Origin of the sequence: Variovorax sp. (assembly GCF_965279555.1) — a bacterium.
In the GTDB taxonomy this organism is placed as follows: domain Bacteria; phylum Pseudomonadota; class Gammaproteobacteria; order Burkholderiales; family Burkholderiaceae_C; genus Variovorax.
The window spans coordinates 3,359,217-3,378,042 of sequence record NZ_OZ257247.1 but is presented as its reverse complement, the minus strand read 5'-3'; the positions used below and the strand labels follow the sequence as shown (position 1 = coordinate 3,378,042).

At 66.6% G+C, this 18,826-nt stretch carries 18 protein-coding genes and 1 other RNA gene; 6 read left to right on the top strand and 13 right to left on the bottom strand.

Features of this window, described 5'->3' with window-relative positions; all coding sequences use genetic code 11:
- Window positions 1-183 precede the first annotated feature (183 nt).
- From ompA to ssrA, 4 genes are all read left to right on the top strand, one after another.
- On the top strand, window positions 184-834 hold the full coding sequence (ompA, locus tag ACQY8B_RS15985) for an outer membrane protein OmpA (protein ID WP_422087613.1): 651 nt from the start codon (window positions 184-186) through the stop codon (window positions 832-834).
- 128 nt (window positions 835-962) lie between these two features.
- Window positions 963-1,682, top strand: a complete 720-nt coding sequence (gene ubiG / locus ACQY8B_RS15980) for a bifunctional 2-polyprenyl-6-hydroxyphenol methylase/3-demethylubiquinol 3-O-methyltransferase UbiG (protein WP_422087612.1) — start codon at window positions 963-965, stop codon at window positions 1,680-1,682.
- Complete coding sequence (gph, locus tag ACQY8B_RS15975) at window positions 1,679-2,350, top strand: phosphoglycolate phosphatase (protein ID WP_422087611.1); 672 nt, start codon at window positions 1,679-1,681, stop codon at window positions 2,348-2,350. Before ubiG ends, gph begins: the two co-directional genes overlap by 4 nt.
- Window positions 2,351-2,362: 12 nt before the next feature.
- Window positions 2,363-2,747, top strand: a transfer-messenger RNA (tmRNA) gene (ssrA, locus tag ACQY8B_RS15970).
- 51 nt (window positions 2,748-2,798) lie between these two features.
- Here the strand turns inward: ssrA and ACQY8B_RS15965 are convergent.
- From ACQY8B_RS15965 to ACQY8B_RS15925, 9 genes are read right to left on the bottom strand one after another with little or no spacing between them, the layout of a single operon-like run.
- Complete coding sequence (locus ACQY8B_RS15965; RefSeq protein WP_422087610.1) at window positions 2,799-3,689, bottom strand: NAD(P)-dependent oxidoreductase; 891 nt, start codon at window positions 3,687-3,689, stop codon at window positions 2,799-2,801.
- Between the two features lie 9 nt (window positions 3,690-3,698).
- On the bottom strand, window positions 3,699-5,147 hold the full coding sequence (locus ACQY8B_RS15960; protein WP_422087609.1) for an aldehyde dehydrogenase family protein: 1,449 nt from the start codon (window positions 5,145-5,147) through the stop codon (window positions 3,699-3,701).
- A gap of 25 nt (window positions 5,148-5,172) precedes the next feature.
- On the bottom strand, window positions 5,173-6,585 hold the full coding sequence (locus ACQY8B_RS15955) for an amidase (RefSeq protein WP_422087608.1): 1,413 nt from the start codon (window positions 6,583-6,585) through the stop codon (window positions 5,173-5,175).
- A 4-nt stretch (window positions 6,586-6,589) separates the two neighbouring features.
- On the bottom strand, window positions 6,590-8,083 hold the full coding sequence (locus ACQY8B_RS15950) for an ABC transporter substrate-binding protein (RefSeq protein ID WP_422087607.1): 1,494 nt from the start codon (window positions 8,081-8,083) through the stop codon (window positions 6,590-6,592).
- A gap of 45 nt (window positions 8,084-8,128) precedes the next feature.
- Window positions 8,129-8,944, bottom strand: a complete 816-nt coding sequence (locus tag ACQY8B_RS15945; protein WP_422087606.1) for an ATP-binding cassette domain-containing protein — start codon at window positions 8,942-8,944, stop codon at window positions 8,129-8,131.
- Window positions 8,941-9,942 (bottom strand): ABC transporter ATP-binding protein, encoded by a 1,002-nt coding sequence (locus ACQY8B_RS15940; RefSeq protein WP_422087605.1) that lies wholly within the window; start codon window positions 9,940-9,942, stop codon window positions 8,941-8,943. The genes ACQY8B_RS15945 and ACQY8B_RS15940 overlap by 4 nt, the downstream gene beginning before the upstream one ends.
- 7 nt (window positions 9,943-9,949) lie before the next feature.
- Entirely contained in the window at window positions 9,950-10,831 is an 882-nt protein-coding gene (locus tag ACQY8B_RS15935) for an ABC transporter permease (RefSeq protein ID WP_422087604.1), read from the bottom strand.
- Window positions 10,828-11,778, bottom strand: a complete 951-nt coding sequence (locus tag ACQY8B_RS15930) for an ABC transporter permease (protein WP_422087603.1) — start codon at window positions 11,776-11,778, stop codon at window positions 10,828-10,830. The genes ACQY8B_RS15935 and ACQY8B_RS15930 overlap by 4 nt, the downstream gene beginning before the upstream one ends.
- A gap of 39 nt (window positions 11,779-11,817) precedes the next feature.
- On the bottom strand, window positions 11,818-12,900 hold the full coding sequence (locus tag ACQY8B_RS15925) for a tartrate dehydrogenase (RefSeq protein ID WP_422087602.1): 1,083 nt from the start codon (window positions 12,898-12,900) through the stop codon (window positions 11,818-11,820).
- A gap of 348 nt (window positions 12,901-13,248) precedes the next feature.
- On the opposite strand from ACQY8B_RS15925, the gene ACQY8B_RS15920 reads away from it, so the two are divergent.
- Both ACQY8B_RS15920 and ACQY8B_RS15915 read left to right on the top strand, forming a co-directional pair.
- Window positions 13,249-14,721, top strand: a complete 1,473-nt coding sequence (locus ACQY8B_RS15920) for a sensor histidine kinase (RefSeq protein ID WP_422087601.1) — start codon at window positions 13,249-13,251, stop codon at window positions 14,719-14,721.
- Window positions 14,722-14,752: 31 nt separating this feature from the next.
- The gene (locus ACQY8B_RS15915; protein ID WP_422087600.1) at window positions 14,753-15,610 is read left to right on the top strand and encodes an aldo/keto reductase; all 858 of its coding nucleotides are present in this window, start codon (window positions 14,753-14,755) and stop codon (window positions 15,608-15,610) included.
- A gap of 11 nt (window positions 15,611-15,621) precedes the next feature.
- Here ACQY8B_RS15915 and ACQY8B_RS15910 read toward each other — a convergent pair whose 3' ends face one another.
- From ACQY8B_RS15910 to ACQY8B_RS15895, 4 genes are all read right to left on the bottom strand, one after another.
- Window positions 15,622-17,112 carry a nucleobase:cation symporter-2 family protein gene (locus ACQY8B_RS15910; RefSeq protein WP_422087599.1) on the bottom strand — a complete coding sequence of 497 codons (1,491 nt, stop codon included), beginning with the start codon at window positions 17,110-17,112 and terminating at the stop codon, window positions 15,622-15,624.
- Between the two features lie 151 nt (window positions 17,113-17,263).
- The gene (locus ACQY8B_RS15905) at window positions 17,264-17,773 is read right to left on the bottom strand and encodes a hypothetical protein (RefSeq protein ID WP_422087598.1); all 510 of its coding nucleotides are present in this window, start codon (window positions 17,771-17,773) and stop codon (window positions 17,264-17,266) included.
- Between the two features lie 69 nt (window positions 17,774-17,842).
- The gene (locus ACQY8B_RS15900) at window positions 17,843-18,046 is read right to left on the bottom strand and encodes a helix-turn-helix domain-containing protein (RefSeq protein ID WP_422087597.1); all 204 of its coding nucleotides are present in this window, start codon (window positions 18,044-18,046) and stop codon (window positions 17,843-17,845) included.
- A gap of 10 nt (window positions 18,047-18,056) precedes the next feature.
- Entirely contained in the window at window positions 18,057-18,821 is a 765-nt protein-coding gene (locus ACQY8B_RS15895) for a GntR family transcriptional regulator (protein WP_422087596.1), read from the bottom strand.
- Window positions 18,822-18,826: the final 5 nt, after the last annotated feature.

Genomic DNA, 18,826 nt, shown 5'->3' with positions numbered 1-18,826 from the left:
GAGGGGTGTCGCACCGCCGCAACACAAGGCCTCTATTCCGCCTCCGTCCTACGCTTCGGGGCCGTCCGGCGGCCTGTTTGCCAAAGACCCTATGGCACAATCGCCTCAACGTTTTGGGTGGTGGTCACTTAAAGCGTCCTTGATTCGCAGCGCGGCTGCGGCTTTTTCCCCAAGAGGAGAACCATGAAGAAACTGAATAAAGTGGCGATGATGTTTGCAGTCGCTGCGCTCGCCACTGCCGCCGGCGCGCAGACCCGTGTCACCGCTGCGGACGGCGGTCCTACGATCGACAACTGGCAAAACGGCACCGGCGAACTGGTTTGGAAGAACGGCACGAATGAACTGTGCTGGCGCGATGCCAACTGGACGCCCGCAACGGCTGCTGCTGGTTGCGACGGTGCTCTGGTTCCTGCCGCCCCGGTTGCTGCGACGCCTACGCCTGCTGCTCCGGTTCCGCCGACCCCCCAGCAAGTCGCCGCTTCGAAGGTTACCTTCGCTGCTGACGCCTTCTTCGACTTCGACAAGTCGGTTCTGAAGCCTGAAGGTCGCGCGAAGCTGACCGACTTGGTCGAGAAGATCCGTGGCGTCAACCTCGAAGTGATCATCGCTGTGGGCCACACCGACTCGATCGGTACGGTTGCCTACAACCAGCGTCTGTCGGTCCGTCGCGCTGAAGCCGTCAAGGCCTTCCTGGTCTCGAAGGGCATCGAACGCAACCGCGTCTACACCGAAGGCAAGGGCAAGTCGCAGCCTGTGGCTGACAACAAGACCAAGGAAGGTCGCGCCAAGAACCGTCGCGTGGAAATCGAAGTGGTCGGCACCCGCGCCAACTAATCAATCGATTCCATCGATCATGAAAACCCCGCTACGGCGGGGTTTTTTTATGCCCGCGAATTCTTGGCGGCTCATTCAACAAAGCCTCTTCTGGGTTTGCCGGGTATCGCTCGTTTCATAATCACTGCATGACAGAAAACGTGAATGCCGATCCGGCCGAACTGGCCAAGTTTTCAGAACTCGCGCACCGTTGGTGGGATTTGGAAAGCGAATTCCGACCGCTGCACGAAATCAATCCATTGCGCCTGGAATGGATTGACGGTATTGCGCCTATTTCGCAGCGCCGAGTGCTCGATATCGGCTGCGGCGGTGGCATCCTGACCGATTCGATGGCCCGCAAGGGCGCGGAAGTGCTGGGCATCGACCTGGCCGGCAAGGCGCTCAAGGTGGCGCAGCTTCATGCGCTCGAAGCCGGTACGCGCGGCGTGAAGTACCGCGAAATCAGCGCAGAGGCTCTGGCCGCCGAGCAGCCGGGGAGCTTCGATGTCGTCACCTGCATGGAAATGCTCGAGCATGTGCCGCAACCGGCTTCGGTGATTCAGGCCTGCGCGGACCTGGTGAAACCAGGCGGATGGGTGTTCTTCTCGACCATCAACCGAAACCTGAAGTCCTTCATGCTGGCGATAGTGGGCGCCGAATACGTGCTTGGCATGCTGCCGCGTGGGACGCATGAGTACGCGAAATTGATCCGCCCCAGCGAACTGGCCGCCTACTGCAGGGCCGCCGGGCTCGACCTGCGGCACACCCGGGGCATGGAGCACAACCCGCTGAGTCGCCGCTACTGGCTCAGTGGCGACACCAGCGTCAACTACATGTTCGCCACCCAGAAGCCGGGCACTCCAGCATGAGCAGGGTGCTGAAGACACAAGCCGTGCTGTTCGACCTCGACGGCACGCTGATCGACAGCGCCCCCGACCTGGGCGCCGCAGCCGACAAGATGCGTACCGATCGCGGCCTGGCGTCGTATCCGCTCGAAAGATACCGACCGATGGCGGGCGCCGGTGCGCGGGGCATGCTCGGCGTGGCCTTCGGCATCACGCCGGAGTCGCCCGAGTTCGACGAACTGCGCGAAGAGTTCTTCGTGACCTACGAGCGCCGCATGCTGCTCAACACGCAGGTGTTCGACGGCGTTCATGCGTTGATCGAGGCGCTGCGCGGGCAGGGGCTGCTGTGGGGCGTCGTGACCAACAAGTCGATGCGATTCACCGATCCGCTGACGCGTGCCATCCCGCTCTTCGAGACCGCGGGCGCGGTGATCAGCGGCGACACCACGCCGTTCGCCAAACCGCATCCCGAGCCGCTGCACGAGGCCGCACGCAGGCTCGGCGTGCCTTCCGACGCCTGCATGTACGTCGGCGACGACGAGCGGGACATCATCGCGGGCCGGGCGGCAGGCATGCGCACCGTTGCCGCCACCTACGGCTACATGGGTTCGCAAGCCGATTCGGCCCTCTGGAAGGCCGACGCATCAATATCTTCGCCCATGGAGCTCTTGAAGTTACTCAATAGCGCCTAAAATGGGTCGCTTGGGGCTGCACTGGTTTCGACGTGGGTTCGGAGTCGCAGCGGGGCATGTCGAGCTGAATGCGCTCGTAAAACAGATTCAAACAAACTAACTGCAAACGACGAACGTTTCGCACTCGCTGCTTAATTGCCAGTGAGCCTTGTAACAGTTGGCCGATGGGCTGGGCAAGGGGGTCTGGAGCAATCCTGACCTCCCGGCTACAAGGATAATTACATGGGCTGGCTTCGATCCGGGTACCTTGGGTCGAGGCGAGAAAATAGGGTGCTGGCGTCCGGTTTAGCGTGTGACTGCGCGGTTCCGGAAGCGAGACTTAAATCAGATCACTAAACATGTAGAACTGCGCGATGAAGGCTTGCGGACGGGGGTTCAAATCCCCCCAGCTCCACCATATTCGCTCACGCTAAGTCCAACAAAATCAAGGACTTAAGCGATCTGGCAATCAGCGCAACGCTTCGACCAGGTCGAGCACCATCCGGTCGCCGCCGAACTTCTCGACACCTTGCGTCAGCAGCGCATCCACGGCCTGCGCAATGCCATGGCTGGAAGACGACTGCTCCGCCATGTCGTTGTAGTAGCCCAGGTCCTTCTTGGCATTCGCCATCGAGAACTTCAGCGAGTCGGTGCCGCCCGTCAGCAGCTTGGGCTTGACGCGTTCCAGCGCCACGCCGTTGCCGCCGCCCTTGGCCAGCACATCGACGAACACTTCGGGCTTCACGCCGGCGCGCTCCGCACATGCCGCGGCCTCGCACAGCAACGCCACGGTGCCCAGCGACACGAAGTTGTGCAGCAGCTTCATCGCGTGGCCGGCGCCGATGCCGCCCACGTGCGTGATGTTCTCGGCAAAGCAGCGCAGCAGCGGCAGGCACGAGGCCAGCACCTCGGCGTCGCCGCCCACCAGCAGGTTCAGGCGTCCTTCGGCGGCTTCCTTGGCGGTGCGCGTCATGGGCGCGTCGATGAACTTGCCGCCCTTGGCGCTCACCGCCTCGGCCACCTTGGCGGTGGAGGCGGGCACTGCCGTCGAGCAGTCGATCACGACCGTGCCGGTGCGCAGCGCGGAGAGCGCGCCCTTGTCGCCCAGCATCACGGCCTCGACCTGCGGCGTGCCTGTCACGCAAAGGATCAGCACGTCGACCTGCGCGGCCAGCGCGGCCACGTCCTTCACCGAAGTGGCGCCGGCCTTCAGCAGGCCGTCGATCGGCTGGTTGCCCGCGTGTTCCAGCACGGTCAGCTGGTGGCCGTGCTTGACGATGTTGCTGGCGATGCCGTGGCCCATCAGGCCGACGCCGACGAGGCCGACCTTGCGCGGCGTTTGCTGTTCAGTGGTTGTCATGTGTTGTCTTCATCCGTGCTTGATTGCGATGGTCTTGAGGGTCGTGAATCCGAGCAGGGCCTCGAAGCCCTTCTCGCGGCCGAAGCCGCTGGATTTCACGCCGCCGAAGGGCAGTTCTACACCACCCGCCGCACCGTAATTGTTGACGAAGACCTGCCCGCAGTGCAGCTTGTGCGCCATGCGCAGCTGGCGCGCGCCGTCGCGGGTCCAAACGCCGGCCACCAGTCCGAAGTCCGTGCCGTTGGCCAGGCGCACCGCCTCTGCCTCGTCGGCGAAGGGCATCACGACCAGCACTGGGCCGAAGATTTCGCGCTGCGCCAGATCGCTGTAGTGCGGCACGTCGCGGAACAGCACTGCCTCCTGGTAGTAGCCGGTGGACGATGCGTTGGTCGACACCGTGCCGCGCGCCGCCACTTTCAGGCCTGCGGCCTCGGCGGTCGCGACCATGTCGCGCACCTGGCGGAACTGCTTTTCATTGATGAGCGGGCCCATGTCGAGGTCTTCGGCGGGCGTGCCCGCGCGCACGGCGGCGAAGCGCTTTGCGAGCCGCTGCACTACCTCTTCGTAGACCGACTGTTCCACCAGCACGCGGCTGCCGGCCGAGCAGGTCTGGCCCGCGTTCTGGATGATGGCGTTGAGCAGCACCGGCTCGGCCGCGTCGAGGTCGGCGTCGGCGAACACGATCTGCGGCGACTTGCCGCCCAGCTCCAGCGTCACCGGGCAGTGGCGCTCGGCGGCGGCCAGGCCCACGCTGCGGCCGGTCATGGTCGAGCCGGTGAAGGAGATGTGGTCGATGCCCGGGTGCGCGCACAGCGCAGCGCCGGCTTCCTTGCCGTAGCCCGTCACCACGTTGAGAGCGCCGGCCGGGAAGCCGACTTCCGTCGCAAGCTCGGCGAGCCGCAGCAGCGACAGGCTGGCGTCCTCGGCCGGCTTCACCACGCAGGCGTTGCCGGCGGCGAGCGATGCGCCCACGCTGCGGCCCGCGATCTGCATCGGATAGTTCCAGGGAATGATGTGGCCGGTCACGCCGTGCGGAATGCGCACCGTCAGCACCGTGTAGCCGCGCTCATAAGGCAGCGTGTCGCCGTGCAGCTTGTCGCAGGCGCCGGCGTAGTACTCCATGTAGCGGGCCAGCGCGGTCGCGTCGTTGCGCGCCACGCGCAGCGCCTTGCCGGTGTCGCGGGCTTCGAGTTGGGCCAGCTCTTCGTGGTGCGCCATGACGGCGGCGCCTAGCTTGCTGAGCAGGCGGCCGCGCTGCAGCGCCGTCATCTCGCCCCAGGGACCGTCGAAGTTGTCGCCCAGGGCCCGGCGCGCCGCGCGCACGGCCGTGTCGATGTCGGCGGCGGTGCCGCGCGCGATCTCGCCGAATTTCTGGCCGTCGCTCGGGTCGATCACGTCGATGGTGGCCTTGCCTTCGGACGCCGCGCGGCGTCCGTCGATGTAGTGGGTGGCGTTCATGGGGTCAATGTCTCCTTGCGGCGGATCACTTGGGTTCCGGCCAGGGTTTCTGTGCTTCGCGGATCTGCTCGAAGGCGCGGCTGAACTGCAGCACGCCCAGGTCGTCGAAGCGGCGCCCGGCAATCTGCAGGCCGATCGGCATGCCCTGCAGGCCTTCGGCCGAGTAGCCGCAGTTGATGGACGCGGCCGGCTGTTCCGACATGTTGTAGGGCACCGTGAAGCCGATGTGTTCCAGCGGCAGCATCGGATCGTTCGTCGGCGAGGCGTGGTCGGCAGGCGCCGGCAGGTTGGGCGACACCGGGGAGATCACGAAGTCGTAGGCCTTGGTCGCGGCGACCGTGGCCGCGCGCGTGGCAATGAACTGGCTGTAGGCGTCGAAGATGTGCGCGCCAGAGAAGCCTGCCGCGCTCTCGGCCCAGTCGCGGATGTACGGCAGGATCTTCGCGCGTTTCTCGGCCGGCATCGCCTGGATGTCGATGCACGAGCGCATGCGCCAGAAGTGGTCCATGCCCTGCAGCATCTTCGGCGTCATGAAGGCAGGGATTTCCTCGACGTGCGCGCCGGCGGCTTCAATGCGCTTGGCTGCACGGCGCACCGCCTCGGCGATCTGCGGATCGAGCGGCAGGCCGCAGCCCGCGTCCATGTGCAGCGCCACGCGCTTGCCCTTGAGGAACGACGGATCGACCTCGAAGGCGTTCCAGTCGATGACCGGCGGCGGCAGTTCCGAGTAATCGCGGTCGTCGGGTTGCGCCACTGACGCCATCATCAGCGCCGCATCGGCCACCGTGCGCGTCATCGGACCGGCGCAGCGGCCCATGTAGGGCGTGCTCAGCGGAATGCGGCCGAAGCTGGGCTTGAGCGTGTAGATGCCGCACCAGTTGGCTGGCAGGCGCAGCGAGCCGCCGATGTCCGTGCCCACGTGCAAGGGGCCGTAGCCTGCGGCAGCCGCCGCACCGGCGCCCGCGCTGGAGCCGCCTGGCGTGCGCGAGAGGTCCCACGGATTGCGAGAGAGTTCATGGAAGCTCGACAGGCCCGACGACAGCATGCCCAGGTCGGGCATCGTAGTCTTGGCGACCAGCACCGTGCCGTCTTCCTTCAGGCGAGCGGCGGGCGGGGAGTCCTGCGCCATCGGCACCAGGTCGTAGGCGGCGGTGCCCAGCGGCATCGGGTCGCCTTCGGTGGCGAGGTTGTCCTTGATGGTCACTGGCACGCCGTCGAGCGTGCCGCGCGGCTTGCCGGCCAGCCAGCGGGCCTCGGAGGCGCGCGCCTGCTCGAGCGCAAGCTCGGGGCGGAACAGCCAGGTTGCGTGCAGCTCGGGCTCGTAGGCGGCGATGCGCTCGTTGACCGAGCGCGCCACTTCCACCGGCGACAGTTCCTTGGCGGCATAGGCCGCGTGCAGCTCCTGCACGCTCAGCGAATAGAGGGGCTTGGTCGTCATCGCATCAACCCCACGAAATCGCTGCCAGGTCGTTCACCACGATCGGCATGCTCGGCCACAGGCCCTTCACTTCCTTGCGCGCGATGGTCGGGAACACCGCCTGGTAGAGGAAGCCGTTGACCGCATCGGTGGCCAGCATGCGCTGGGCGTCGGCCAGCAGGTCGGCGCGGCGCTTCTTGTTCTCTTCGTTCTGGATGGTGACGAACAGGTCGCGGAACTTCTTCGAGTCGTAGCCCCAGTAGTAGTCGGGCTCGGTGTACTTCACGAGGTCGAAGGGCTCCACGTGCGCGACCATCGTCAGGTCGAAGTCATGTGCGCCGCCGAAGGTGCCGCTGAGCCACTGGGCCCATTCCACGTTCTGGATCTTCACGTTGATGCCGATCTGCGCCAGTTGCGCGGCGATCATCTCGCCGCCCTGGCGTGCATAAGAAGGCGGGGGCAGTTGCAGGCGCAGTTCGAGCGGCGTCTTCACGCCGGCTTCTGCCAGCAGCTTCTTCGCCTTCTCGATGTCGAAGGGGTTCATCGCCGTGGTGTCGACGAAGCCCGGCGCGCCCATGGCGTAGTGGCTGCCGATGGGCTTGCCGAAGCCGTCCGCCGCGCCCTGGATGATCGCGTTGCGGTCGATGGCCGCCAGGATGGCGCGGCGCACGCGCACGTCGTCCAGCGGCTTCTTGCGGTTGTTGATGGTCAGGATCACCTTGCCGCGCGTGCCGACCTCGATCACCTGGAAGCGCGGGTTGCCCTTGAACTGCGCGACCGAGCGCGTGCCTGCGCGCGGGAAGATGTCGATGTCGTTGGCCATCAGCGCGGCGGTCTGCGCGGCGGTGTCGGACATGAAGCGGAACACGAACTTCGGAACCTTCGCGATGTTCGGGTCGCGGTAGCTCGGCGACTTGACCAGCGTGCACGAGGCGCCGCGCTGCCATGCGCTCAGCTTGTACGGACCGGTGCCCACCGGCGCGGTGGCATTGGTGTCGGCGCTCTTGGGCTCGACGATGCAGGCGGTCGACTGCCCCAGCATGAAGGGCAGGTCGGGGTTGGGCAGCGTGCTGTTCACGCCCACCGTGTATTCGTCGAGCACCACGGTGCCGATTTCGCTGAAGAAGCGCTTGTCCTTGTTGGTGCTCTTGGCGCCGCCCGCGCGGTCGAACGAGAACTTCACCGTGTGCGCGTTGAAGGGCTGGCCATTCTCGAAGCGCACGCCCTTGCGCAGCTTGAAGACGAAGGTCTTCATGTCTGGCGACGAGGACCAGCTCTCCGCCAGCATCGGCGTGACCGAGCCGTCGGCGTTCACCTTGGTGAGCGTCTCGAAGATGTTGTACTGCGTGATCTCCGCAATGGCCGATGCGGCACCGGTGGTCGGGTCCAGGCCCGGCGGCTCGAGCGGCATGCCGATCGTCAGCGTGTTCTTGCCGGCCTGGGCGCGCGCCTGGGGCAGGAAGACACCCGGGATTGCCGCGGCCATGGCGGAAGTCATGAGTGTGCGTCGCTTCAACATTCGATAGTTCCTGGAGGTGAGGGAGAAATTGGGAGCCGGCCTTGCCTAGCGGGACGGCGTGTGCAGCACGGCGGAAAGCAGCGTGCGGGTGTACTCGTGCTGCGCATGCGCGAAGAGATCGGCCGGGCGGCCTCGCTCCACGATGCGGCCCTTGAACACCACGCACACTTCGTCGCACAGGTGGTTGACCACCGCGAGGTCGTGGCTGATGAGCAGGTAGCTGATGCCGAACTGCTGCTGCAGGTCCTGCATGAGGTTGAGCACCTGGGCCTGCACGGACACGTCGAGCGCGCTCACCGGCTCGTCGGCCACGATGAGCTTGGGCCGCGTGATCAGCGCCCGCGCAATGGCGATGCGCTGGCGCTGCCCGCCCGAGAACTCGTGCGGGTACTTGTCCATGTCGGTGGTGCGCAGGCCGACGGCGGCGAGTGCTTCCGAGGCGCGCTCGCGCTGCTCGGCGCGGCTGGTCTCTGCCAACGCTTCCAGCGGCTCGGCGACGATGCGCGCCACGGTCTGGCGCGGATCGAGCGAGCCGTACGGGTCCTGGAACACCATCTGGAAATCGCGCCGCGCCGCGCGCAGTTCGGCCTTGGGCAGCGCATGCAGGTCGCGCCCTTCGAGCGAGACGGTGCCCGACGTGGGCGTGTCCAGCGCCATCACCAGGCGCGCGATGGTCGACTTGCCAGAGCCCGATTCGCCGACGATGCCCACGCTCTTGCCGGCCTGCACCTCGAAGCTCACGCCATTGAGCGCCTTCACCGTAGGCGGCGGGCCGAACAGCTTTTCGCGCGGCAGCGCGTAGTGGCGGTAGAGGTTCTTCACGGCCAGCAAGGGCTGGCCGGCGGTAGTGGGCTGGCTCATGCGGGGAGGGCGGCGGCCTTGGCGTTCAGCGCTGCGATCTCGCCGAGCCGCAGGCAGCGCACCGTGTGGTCGTTCGGCAGCAGCGTGGCCTGGGGCCGCGTGCTCTGGCACAGGTCGATGGTGTGGGCGCAGCGGCCCGCGAAGGCGCAGCCGCGCGGCATGTCGACCAGCTCCGGCACGCTGCCGCGGATGGTCGGGAGCCGGCCGGCGCGCACCGCGCCGAGAGCGGGGCGCGCCGCGAACAGGCCGCGCGTGTACGGATGCGCGCGGCCAGCGAAGACCGTGTCGGTCGGCCCGCTTTCCACCGCGCTGCCGCCGTACATCACCAGCATGCGCTTCACGCTGTTGGCGATCACGCCGAGGTCGTGCGAGATCAGGATCAGCGCCATGCCCATTTCCTTGACCAGGCTCTGGATCAGGTCGAGTACCTGCTTCTGGATGGTCACGTCGAGCGCCGTGGTGGGCTCGTCGGCAATCAGCAGGTCGGGTCCGCAGGCCAGTGCCATCGCGATGCCGATGCGCTGGCGCTGCCCGCCCGAGAACTGGTGCGGGTACGCGTCGAGGCGCGAAGCCGCGTCGGGAATGCCCACCCGGTCGAGCAGGCTCAGTGCTTCCTTGCGTGCCTGTGCCTTGGTCAGCCCGCGGTGCAGTTGCAGCGGCTCGCCGACCTGGCGCGCGATGGTGTGCACCGGGTTCAGCGCCGTCATCGGCTCCTGGAAGATCATGCCGATGCGATTGCCGCGGATCTGGCACATCTGCTTTTCAGGCAGGCCGACGAGCTCCTGCCCGTCGAGCTTGATGCTGCCCGTGACCTGCGCGCTGGAGGGCAGCAGGCCCATGAGCGACATCACGGTGATCGACTTGCCGCAGCCCGATTCGCCGACGATGCCCAGCGTTTCGCCGCGCTCCAGCGAAAACGAAATGCCGCGCACGGCCTGCGCCGGACCGCGCTGGGTCTGCAGGCCGATCTGGAGATTGTTGACTTCGAGGAGGGGCATCTTGGTCTCAGCGTGCGCGGGCAAGGCGCGGGTCGAGCAGGTCGCGCAGGCCGTCGCCCAGCAGGTTCAGGCCCAGCACCGCCAGTGCGATCGCCATGCCGGGGAACACCGCCAGCAGCGGCTGCTGGAACATCAGGGTCTGCGCTTCGCTGAGCATGCGGCCCCACGACGGTTGCGGCGGTTGCGTGCCCAGGCCGAGGTAGGAGAGCGCAGCCTCCGCGAGGATGGCGATGGCGAAGCGGATCGTGATCTGAACGATCAGCACCGCCGAGATGTTCGGCAGCACATGCTGCATGGTGATGGCAAAGGAGCCCTTGCCGCAGGCACGCGCCGCGGCCACGTACTCGCGCGACCAGATCGCGTTGGCCGACGCGCGGGTGATGCGCGCGAAGGTCGGGATGTTGTAGATGCCGATGGCCACGATGGCATTCACGATGCCCGCGCCGAACACGGCCGTCATCATGATGGCCGAGAGAATCGCGGGGAAGGCCAGCGTGAAGTCCGACAGGCGCATCACGGCTTCCTCGACCCAGCCACGCCTGGCGGCCGCGAGCAGCCCCAGCGCGGTGCCGACCACGAGGCCGATGCCCACCGCGATCACGCCGACCAGGATGGATGCGCGCGCCCCCACCAGCAGCAGCGAGGCTACATCGCGTCCGAATGCGTCGGTGCCCAGCCAGTGCGAGCCCGTGGGCGCCTGCATCTTGTTGGCCATGTCCATCGCATACGGCGACCACGGCGTCCAAACGAAAGACACCAGCGCCGCGACAAGCAGCAGCGCGGCCAGCACGCCGCCGATGACGAAGCTGCGGTGCTTCACCGCGCGTTGCCAGAAGCCGGGGAGCTTGAGCGCCGCGGCGCTGGGGGCCGGGGCCGTGATGGCGTTCATATGTCGCTGGCCTTGATGCGCGGGTCGATCACGGCATAGAGCACGTCGACCACGAAATTCACGATGACCACCATGGCCGCGAGCAGCATCACGCAGTTGCGCACCACGATCAGGTCGCGGTTGCTGATGGCCTGGAAGATCAGCCGGCCGAGGCCGGGAAGATAGAACACGTTCTCCACCACGATGGTGCCGGCCAGCAGTTCGGAGAACTGCATGCCCATCACCGTGATGACGGGGATCATCGCGTTGCGCAGCACATGGGTCCAAAGCACCATGCGCTGCGACACGCCCTTGGCCCGCGCGGTGCGCACGAAGTCTTCGCGCATCACCTCGAGCACCGCCGAGCGCGTGATGCGCGCGAGGATCGCGGCCTGCACCACCGCAAGGGAAAGGGCAGGCAGCAGCAGCGACTTGATGCCCGAGAAGAAGCCGTCACCCCAGCCCTCGAAACCACCGGCGGAGAACCACTGCAGCTTCACAGAGAACACGAGGATCAGCAGGATCGCGAACCAGAAATTGGGAATGGCGATGCCGACCTGGGCCATGCCCATCAGGCCGACGTCGCCGAGCTTGTTGTGGCGCGCCGCGGCGGTCACGCCCACCAGCAGCGCGATCACCGTGGTGAAGAACATCGCCAGAAGGGCCAGCGGCATGGTGAGCGCGAGGCGCTCCAGGATCAGGTCGAGCACCGGCGAGCTGTAGGCGTAGCTGTCGCCGAGGTTGCCGGTGAGCAGGCCGCCGATCCAGTGCCAGTAGCGCGTCCATGCGGGCTGGTCGAGGCCGAGCTTGGTGGCCAGCGCTGCCACGGCTTCAGGCGAGGCATCCGGCCCCATCAGCATCTGCGCCGCGTTGCCCGGAAGAATCTCCAGCACCAGGAACACGATGATCGACGCGCCGACCAGCGTGCCGATCAGCGTCAGCGTGCGCTTCAGCAGGAACAGGCCCATCTCAGTGTCCCCGGCCGCAAAGGGATGAGGGGCTGGCCGTCATGCCGAGATGCAATCGGCGATTGCGCGGCCCACGTCCACCGTGTTCGCAGTGCCGCCCATGTCGCGCGTGCGCGGGCCTTCGCTCAGCACCGTCTCGATGGCCGAGATGACGGCGGCCGAAGCCTGCGCGTACACCGGGTCGTTGTTGCCCAGGTGGTCGAGCATCAGCGCGGCCGACCAGATCTGGCCGATCGGGTTGGCGATGCCCTTGCCCGCGATGTCGGGCGCCGAGCCATGCACCGGCTCGAACAGCGACGGAAACTTGCGCTCCGGGTTCAGGTTGGCGCTCGGCGCGATGCCGATGGTGCCGGTGCAGGCCGGGCCCAGGTCCGACAGGATGTCGCCGAACAGGTTGGAGGCCACCACCACGTCGAACCAGTCGGGGTGCTGCACGAAGTGCGCGCACAGGATGTCGATGTGGTACTTGCTGGTCGCGATGTCCGGATAGCGCTTGGCGATCTCGGCCAGGCGCTCGTCCCAGTAGGGCATGGTCACCGAAATGCCGTTCGACTTGGTCGCGGCCACCAGGTTCTTGCGCGGGCGGCGGCTGGCCAGCTCGAATGCGTATTCGATGATGCGGTCCACGCCGACGCGGGTGAACACCGCTTCCTGGATCGCCATTTCGCGCGGCGTGCCCTCGAACAGGCGCCCACCCACCGAGGTGTATTCGCCCTCGGTGTTCTCGCGCACCACCAGGAAGTCGATGTCGCCGGGCTTGCGGTGCGCCAGCGGGCCGGGCACGCCGGGCATCAGGCGCACGGGGCGCAGGTTCACGTACTGGTCGAAGTCGCGGCGGATCTTGATGAGCAGGCCCCACACGGCGATGTGGTCGGGCACCTTGTCGGGCGCGCCCACCGCGCCGAAGTAGATGGCGTCATGGCCCTGGATCTTTTCGGCCCAGTCGGCCGGCATCATGAGGCCGGTGCGCACATAGTGGTCGGAGCCCCAGTCGAAGTGGTCGTAAGAGAAGTCGATGCCGAAGCGGCGCCCGACCGCATCGAGCACGCGCAAACCTTCGGGCATGACCTCGACGCCGATGCCGTCTCCGGGAATGACGGCAATCCTGTGCTTTTTCTGCATTGACTCAACCTGTTCCAAATTCGTTTCGATGGGGCGAGCGCGCTCGTGACGCAAGGCCGTTGAAAAATTCTAGGAGCCGGGGCTGCGCGAAAGGTCGGGGTTGGCACCCACTTAGTGTTGACAAAATAAGAAGGCGTGGCGAAGCCGTTTGCTTTGTTGGACAAGGATTTTGGTGTCATGAAAATGTCTTTGGCTTCTAAAAATTAGAAGGCCTGGCGTGCCGCTCCAGGTCGCCCGAGGGTCCGCAAGCGGCTTCATGAAGGCTTGCTGAATTCCGGCTTGCAGACTCGGCAGATACTTCGGCCGCTCGCGGCACCCATTCCGGAGCGAGCGGCCGCCAGGAGACACATGAATTCTTTGCCTGTCCAGGACAACGCCGGCTCCGGCGTGGGCGCCGCCATGCGCGCGGGGTGGCGGCACGCGCTCGGGCAACGTTGCCGGCGCTGGGTTCAGCCCTCGCTGCTGCGGCGATTGCTGCTGGCGCAAATTTCGGTGGTCGGGCTGCTGTGGGCCTGCATCGTCGGCCTGTTCCTGCACGACTCCAATCGCTTACCCGAACTCGTGCGCTATGACACCCTCTTCGCCTGCATCATCGCCGCCGCGCAGAATCTCGCGGCCTCGCCGGACCGCCAGCAAGCCACGCTGCGTGCCTTCGACATGGCGCTGCTCGAGACCTCGGGCGACTTTTCTTCCGAGGTGGACAAGGCGCCGGTCATGCAGGTGTGGCAGCGCGGCAAGCTCATCTACAACTCGACCGAATCGGTGCCGCCTATCGTCAACCAGACCATCGGCAAGGTGGAGGTCATCCGGCTGGGCGAACGGTCGCTGCGCGCGCGGACCATGGTTTCGCCGCTGCTCGACACCCGTGTGATGCTGGCCGAGCCCAAGTTCCTGCGGCTGTACTTCAACGTCGACCACCGCAGCTACTACTTCCTGCCGTTGCTCATCAGCCTGCCGTTCCTGGTGTTTCCCGCATGGCTGGCCGTGCTGCTCGCCTTGCGGCCTTGGCGGCAGGTGACGCGGGAGACCGCCGAGCGCGGCCCCGCCGACCTCACGCCGCTGTCGTTCGAGCCGCAGCACAAGGAACTGCGGCCAATGGTGCGCAGCATCAACGGCCTGCTGCGCAGCGTGCGCGACCGCGGTCTGCGCGAACGCGGGCTGATCGCCGACGCGGCCAATGAACTGCAGGTGCCGCTCGAGGCGATGCGCGTGAACGTCGAGACACTGAAGGCGCAGACGAACGACGAAGGCCAGCGCGAGCTCATGGCCAACCTGCTGCGCAGCAATGACCGCGCGACGCGGCTGGTCGGGCAGTTGCAGCAACTGATGCGCAGCGACGACATGTCGCAGGGCGCCGTGCCCGAGGCGCTCGCGCTCGATGCCTTGGCACGCGAGCGCATCGCGCTGCTCGGGCCGCTGGCGCAGGCGCGCGGCGTGAAGTTCGACTTTGCCTTGGATGACGAAGGCCCGGTGCCGGTGTTCGGCGAGCGAGAGAGCCTGATCTCGATGGTGAGCAACCTGGTCGAGAACGCCGTCAAGTACAGCCCCGACGGCGGCACTGTCGGGGTGCGTGTCGGCCGCGAAGGCACACGCGCGGTGCTGCGCGTGGCCGACCAGGGCCCAGGCATTCCGCCGGCGCTGCGCGAGCGGGTGTTCGACCGCTTCTTCCGCAACCCCGACCAGACGCAGTCCGGCAGCGGGCTGGGGCTGGCCATCGTGAAGTCGGTGCTGGACAAGCACCACGGACAGATCATTCTGGAGGCGAGCGAAGACGGGCGAGGGCTGCTCGCGACCGTGTGGCTGCCGTTGTCGGCAGGCTGACAGGGGTATCGGCCGCATCTACCATGTGCCGATGCGAACACTTTCACTCCCCACCGGCGGCGAGATGCCGGTACTCGGCCTGGGCACCTGGCGCATGGGCGAGGACGCGAGCCGCCGCGCGGCCGAAGTCGCTGCCGTGCGCGAGGCCATCGCCCTGGGCTACCGGCTCATCGACACCGCCGAGATGTATGGCGAAGGCGGCGCGGAAACCGTCGTGGGCCAGGCCGTTGCCGATGCGCTGCGCGCAGGCGACGTGCGCCGCGAGGCGCTGTTCATCGTCAGCAAGGTCTACCCGCACAACGCAAGCCGGCGCGGCACGCGCGAAGCCTGCGAACGCAGCCTGAAGCGGCTGGGGCTCGACGCCATCGACCTCTACCTGCTGCACTGGCGCGGCAACCACCCGCTGCGCGACACCGTCGCCGCAATGCAGTCGCTGGTGGCCGACGGCCGCATCGCCCATTGGGGCGTGAGCAACTTCGACACCGACGACATGGAAGAGCTGGAGCCGCTCGCCGGCAGCGGGCCGGGCTGCGCGGCCAACCAGGTGTACCTGTCGCTGGGTGAGCGCGGACCCGAGTTCAGCCTGTTGCCCTGGCAGCGCGAGCGCGGCATGCCGCTGATGGCCTACAGCCCTATCGACCAGGGCGCGCTGGCGGGAGACAAGGCGTTGGGGGAACTGGCTGCGCGGCTGGGCGTGACGGCCGCTCAGCTGGCGCTGGCCGCGGTGATCGCCCGACCCGGCGTGGCAGCGATCCCGAAGGCGGTGCGTGCTGCGCACCTGAAGGAAAACCTGGCCGCCGCGGAGTTGAAGCTCGACGCGGCGACGCTGGAAGAAATAGACCGCCTGCACCCGCCGCCGCGGCGCAAGGGGCCGCTGGCGATGATCTGACCCGGGAAGGCTCAGTGCGCCTCGGCCTGCTTGGCCGCGGCGATCACGGCCTGCTCGTCGTGCTTCGCGCCGTTGAGGAACAGGTTCAGCAGCACGGCGGCAATCGAGGCCAGCAGGATGCCCGACTCGATCAGCGAGTGAATCGCATGCGGCATCCATTGCTTGAAGTTGGGCGCGATCAGCGGAATCATGCCGATGCCGATCGACACCGCAACGATCATCGCGTTGTGGCGGTTGTTCTTGAAGTCCACGCCCGACAGGATTCGGATGCCGGTGGCGGCCACCATGCCGAACATCACGAGGCCCGCGCCGCCGAGCACCACCGTGGGCAGAGACTCCACCAGCGCGGCCATCTTCGGCAGCAGGCCCAGCACGATCAGGATCGCGCCGCCGGCCACGCACACATAGCGGCTGCGGATGCCGGTGACGGCCACGAGGCCCACGTTCTGCGAGAAGCTGGTGTACGGGAAGGTGTTGAAGATGCCGCCGATCAGCGTTCCCAGGCCGTCGGTGCGCAGGCCGCGCGCCAGGTCTTTCTGGTCGATCTTGCGCCCGGTCATCTCGCCGAGCGCGAGGAACATGCCGGTCGATTCGATCATCACCACGATCATGATGAGCGTCATGGTGAGGATCAGGATCGGGTCGAACTGCGGCATGCCGAAGTGAAAGGGCAGCACGACGTCGACCCATGCGGCCTTGCCCACCTTCTCGTAGGTCATGAGGCCGGTAATGGACGCCACCACCGCGCCGATCACGATGCCCAGCAGCACCGAGATGTTGGCGACGAAGCCCTTGGCGTACTTGACGATCAGCAGGATCGACACCAGCACCAGTGCTGCCACGCCGAAGCCCGAAAGATCCGCGTACTTGGGGTTGGGCACCGTGGGCATGATCGCGAAGCCCTTGGGCACGGCCGGAATCGAGCTGCCCGGCGACGTCACCTCGGCGAGCCACTTGGCGTAGACCGGGTCGACCAGCGCGGGCGCGGTCGGGCCCACCGGGTTGCCGAAGATCCAGTTGATGCCCACGCGCATCAGGCTGATGCCGATGACCGCGATGATCGTGCCCGTGACCACCGGTGGAAAGAAGCGCAGCATGCGGCTCACCAGCGGCGCGATCAGTATCGACACCACGCCCGCGCCGATGATCGAGCCGAACAGCAGCTGGGCTCCGTTCTGCCCCGGGTTGGCGTTGGCGATGGCCACCATCGGCGCGACCGACGCGAAGGTCACGCCCATCATCACCGGCAGCTTGATGCCGAACCACTGCGTGGCGCCGAGGGCCTGGATCAGCGTGGCGATGCCGCAGCAGAACAGGTCGGCAGAGATCAGCAGCGCGACCTCGTCGGGCGTGAGCTTGAGCGCGCGCCCGACGATCAGCGGCACCGCGACGGCCCCCGCATACATCACCAGCACATGCTGCAATCCGAGGGCCGCGAGCTTGCCCGAAGGCAAGCGCTGGTCCACGGGATGGACTTGGGAAAGTGTGGCGTCGGCCGTCATCGTTGTCTCCTGCTGCGCAAGGGAAGAGGCGGGGCGGCGTGGCTTGCCACGGCGCATGCCTCAATGTGTACGCGAAACTGTATACAACTTATGCGACAATCTTGACCCGGAAAAACCCGAAGCAGGCCGGGTTCATTCCGCCAGGAGTCGCTCAGGCGGCGGGATACGGCCCTTCGTCGAACACTTCGCCGTGGTAGCCCTTGCTGCCCACGTCTCGTGCCGGCTGGCTGCGGAAGTCGCGGCCTTCATGCATCGGCAGGTCTTCCTGCGTGAAGGGCGTGGTGGCCGAGACGATGTAGCGGCCGAAGCCGATAGCCGGTGCTTGCCTGGCCGCCAGCAGGTGCGCGTCGACCACGTCCTCGATGTCGACGCGGCGATGCAGCAGTTCGTTGGCCTGCGCGTTGTGCGGCGAATAGAGGCTTCGCACAGTGGCATCGTCGTCTTCCTCGGGAAAGAAGCAAGAAGTCTTCAGCACGATCACGCAGTGCGCACGCCGCGCATGCAGTCGCGCACGAAGGCTCGGTCCGTGATGGAACCTGTGCGGTCGGTGAAAGGGGGAGGGCGCGATGTCGATACCGCGTGAGTCTTGCGAACCCGCGCGCAGCGTGCGCATCAGGGCCTCGCCGAGGTGGCCGGCGCTGCCGGTGATCAGGATGGTCATGGCTGCAAGACTATCGGCCGACGTTGAGGGCGTCCACGCATGAGCTATGCGCGCATCGGGCGCCCGCGCTCAGGCGATGGTGGATTCGACCAGCCGCTTCAATGCCGCGTCCTGCTGCGCGGCGGACAGCGCGAGCTGCCCTCGCTCCCAGCGCGACACAGTCGCCTGGTTCACGCCCATCAGTTGCGCGAAATGGGTTTGCTTGATGCTGCGCAGCAGGCGCATCCGGCGCAGGGCCGTGCCCAGGCCCGGATGGTTCGGGCTGTGATGCACGGCGTCAGCCTCAGGCCAGCAGTGCCTTCACCAGGTCGAGCTGGCGGTCGGGCTTCTCGGTGTCCAGCGAGAGGCTGGCCTCGATGCGCTCGAGGTGTTCGATCATGCTCGTCACCGCGGCTTCCGGGTCGTCCTTGCGGCACAGGCGCAGGAACTCGGCGTGCTCGTCGGACGAGCAGTGCGGGTCGTTCGACGAGTGGTACAGCATCGCGATCAGCGAGCTTCGCGCCACCAGCTCGCGCACCAGCTCGGCCAGCGTGCGGTTGCCCGTGGCCTCGGCCAGCGCCACGTGGAAGTCGCCGAGCAGCTTCTCGCGCACGGTGCCCATGGTGGTGGTCTGGCGCAGCGTGGTGCGCTCGAACTTGATGTGCTGCTCGAGCACCTGGTAGTCGCGCGGCCGTGCGTTGGCAATGAAGAGGCGCACCACCTCGCTCTCGAGGATGCGGCGCACCGCGAACACCTCGCGTGCTTCTTCCACGGTGGGCTGGCAGACGAAGGCGCCCTTGTCGGGAATCATCTCGATGAGCTTGTCCTTCGACAGCATCAGCAGCGCGGCGCGCACCTTGGTGCGGCTCACCGAATAGACGCGGCCCAGCGCTTCTTCGCGCAGCCAGGTGCCGGGCGGCAAACGCTTCTCGACGATGGCGGTGGCGATGTCGTTGGCAATGCTCTCGATGGAGCTTTGCTTGTCCGCCGGTGCGGCGCCGTCATCGGGCGGCGCGGCTGCAGCGGAAGAGGCGTCGGAAACGGGAGGTTTGGAACTGGCGCGGGGCATGCGCG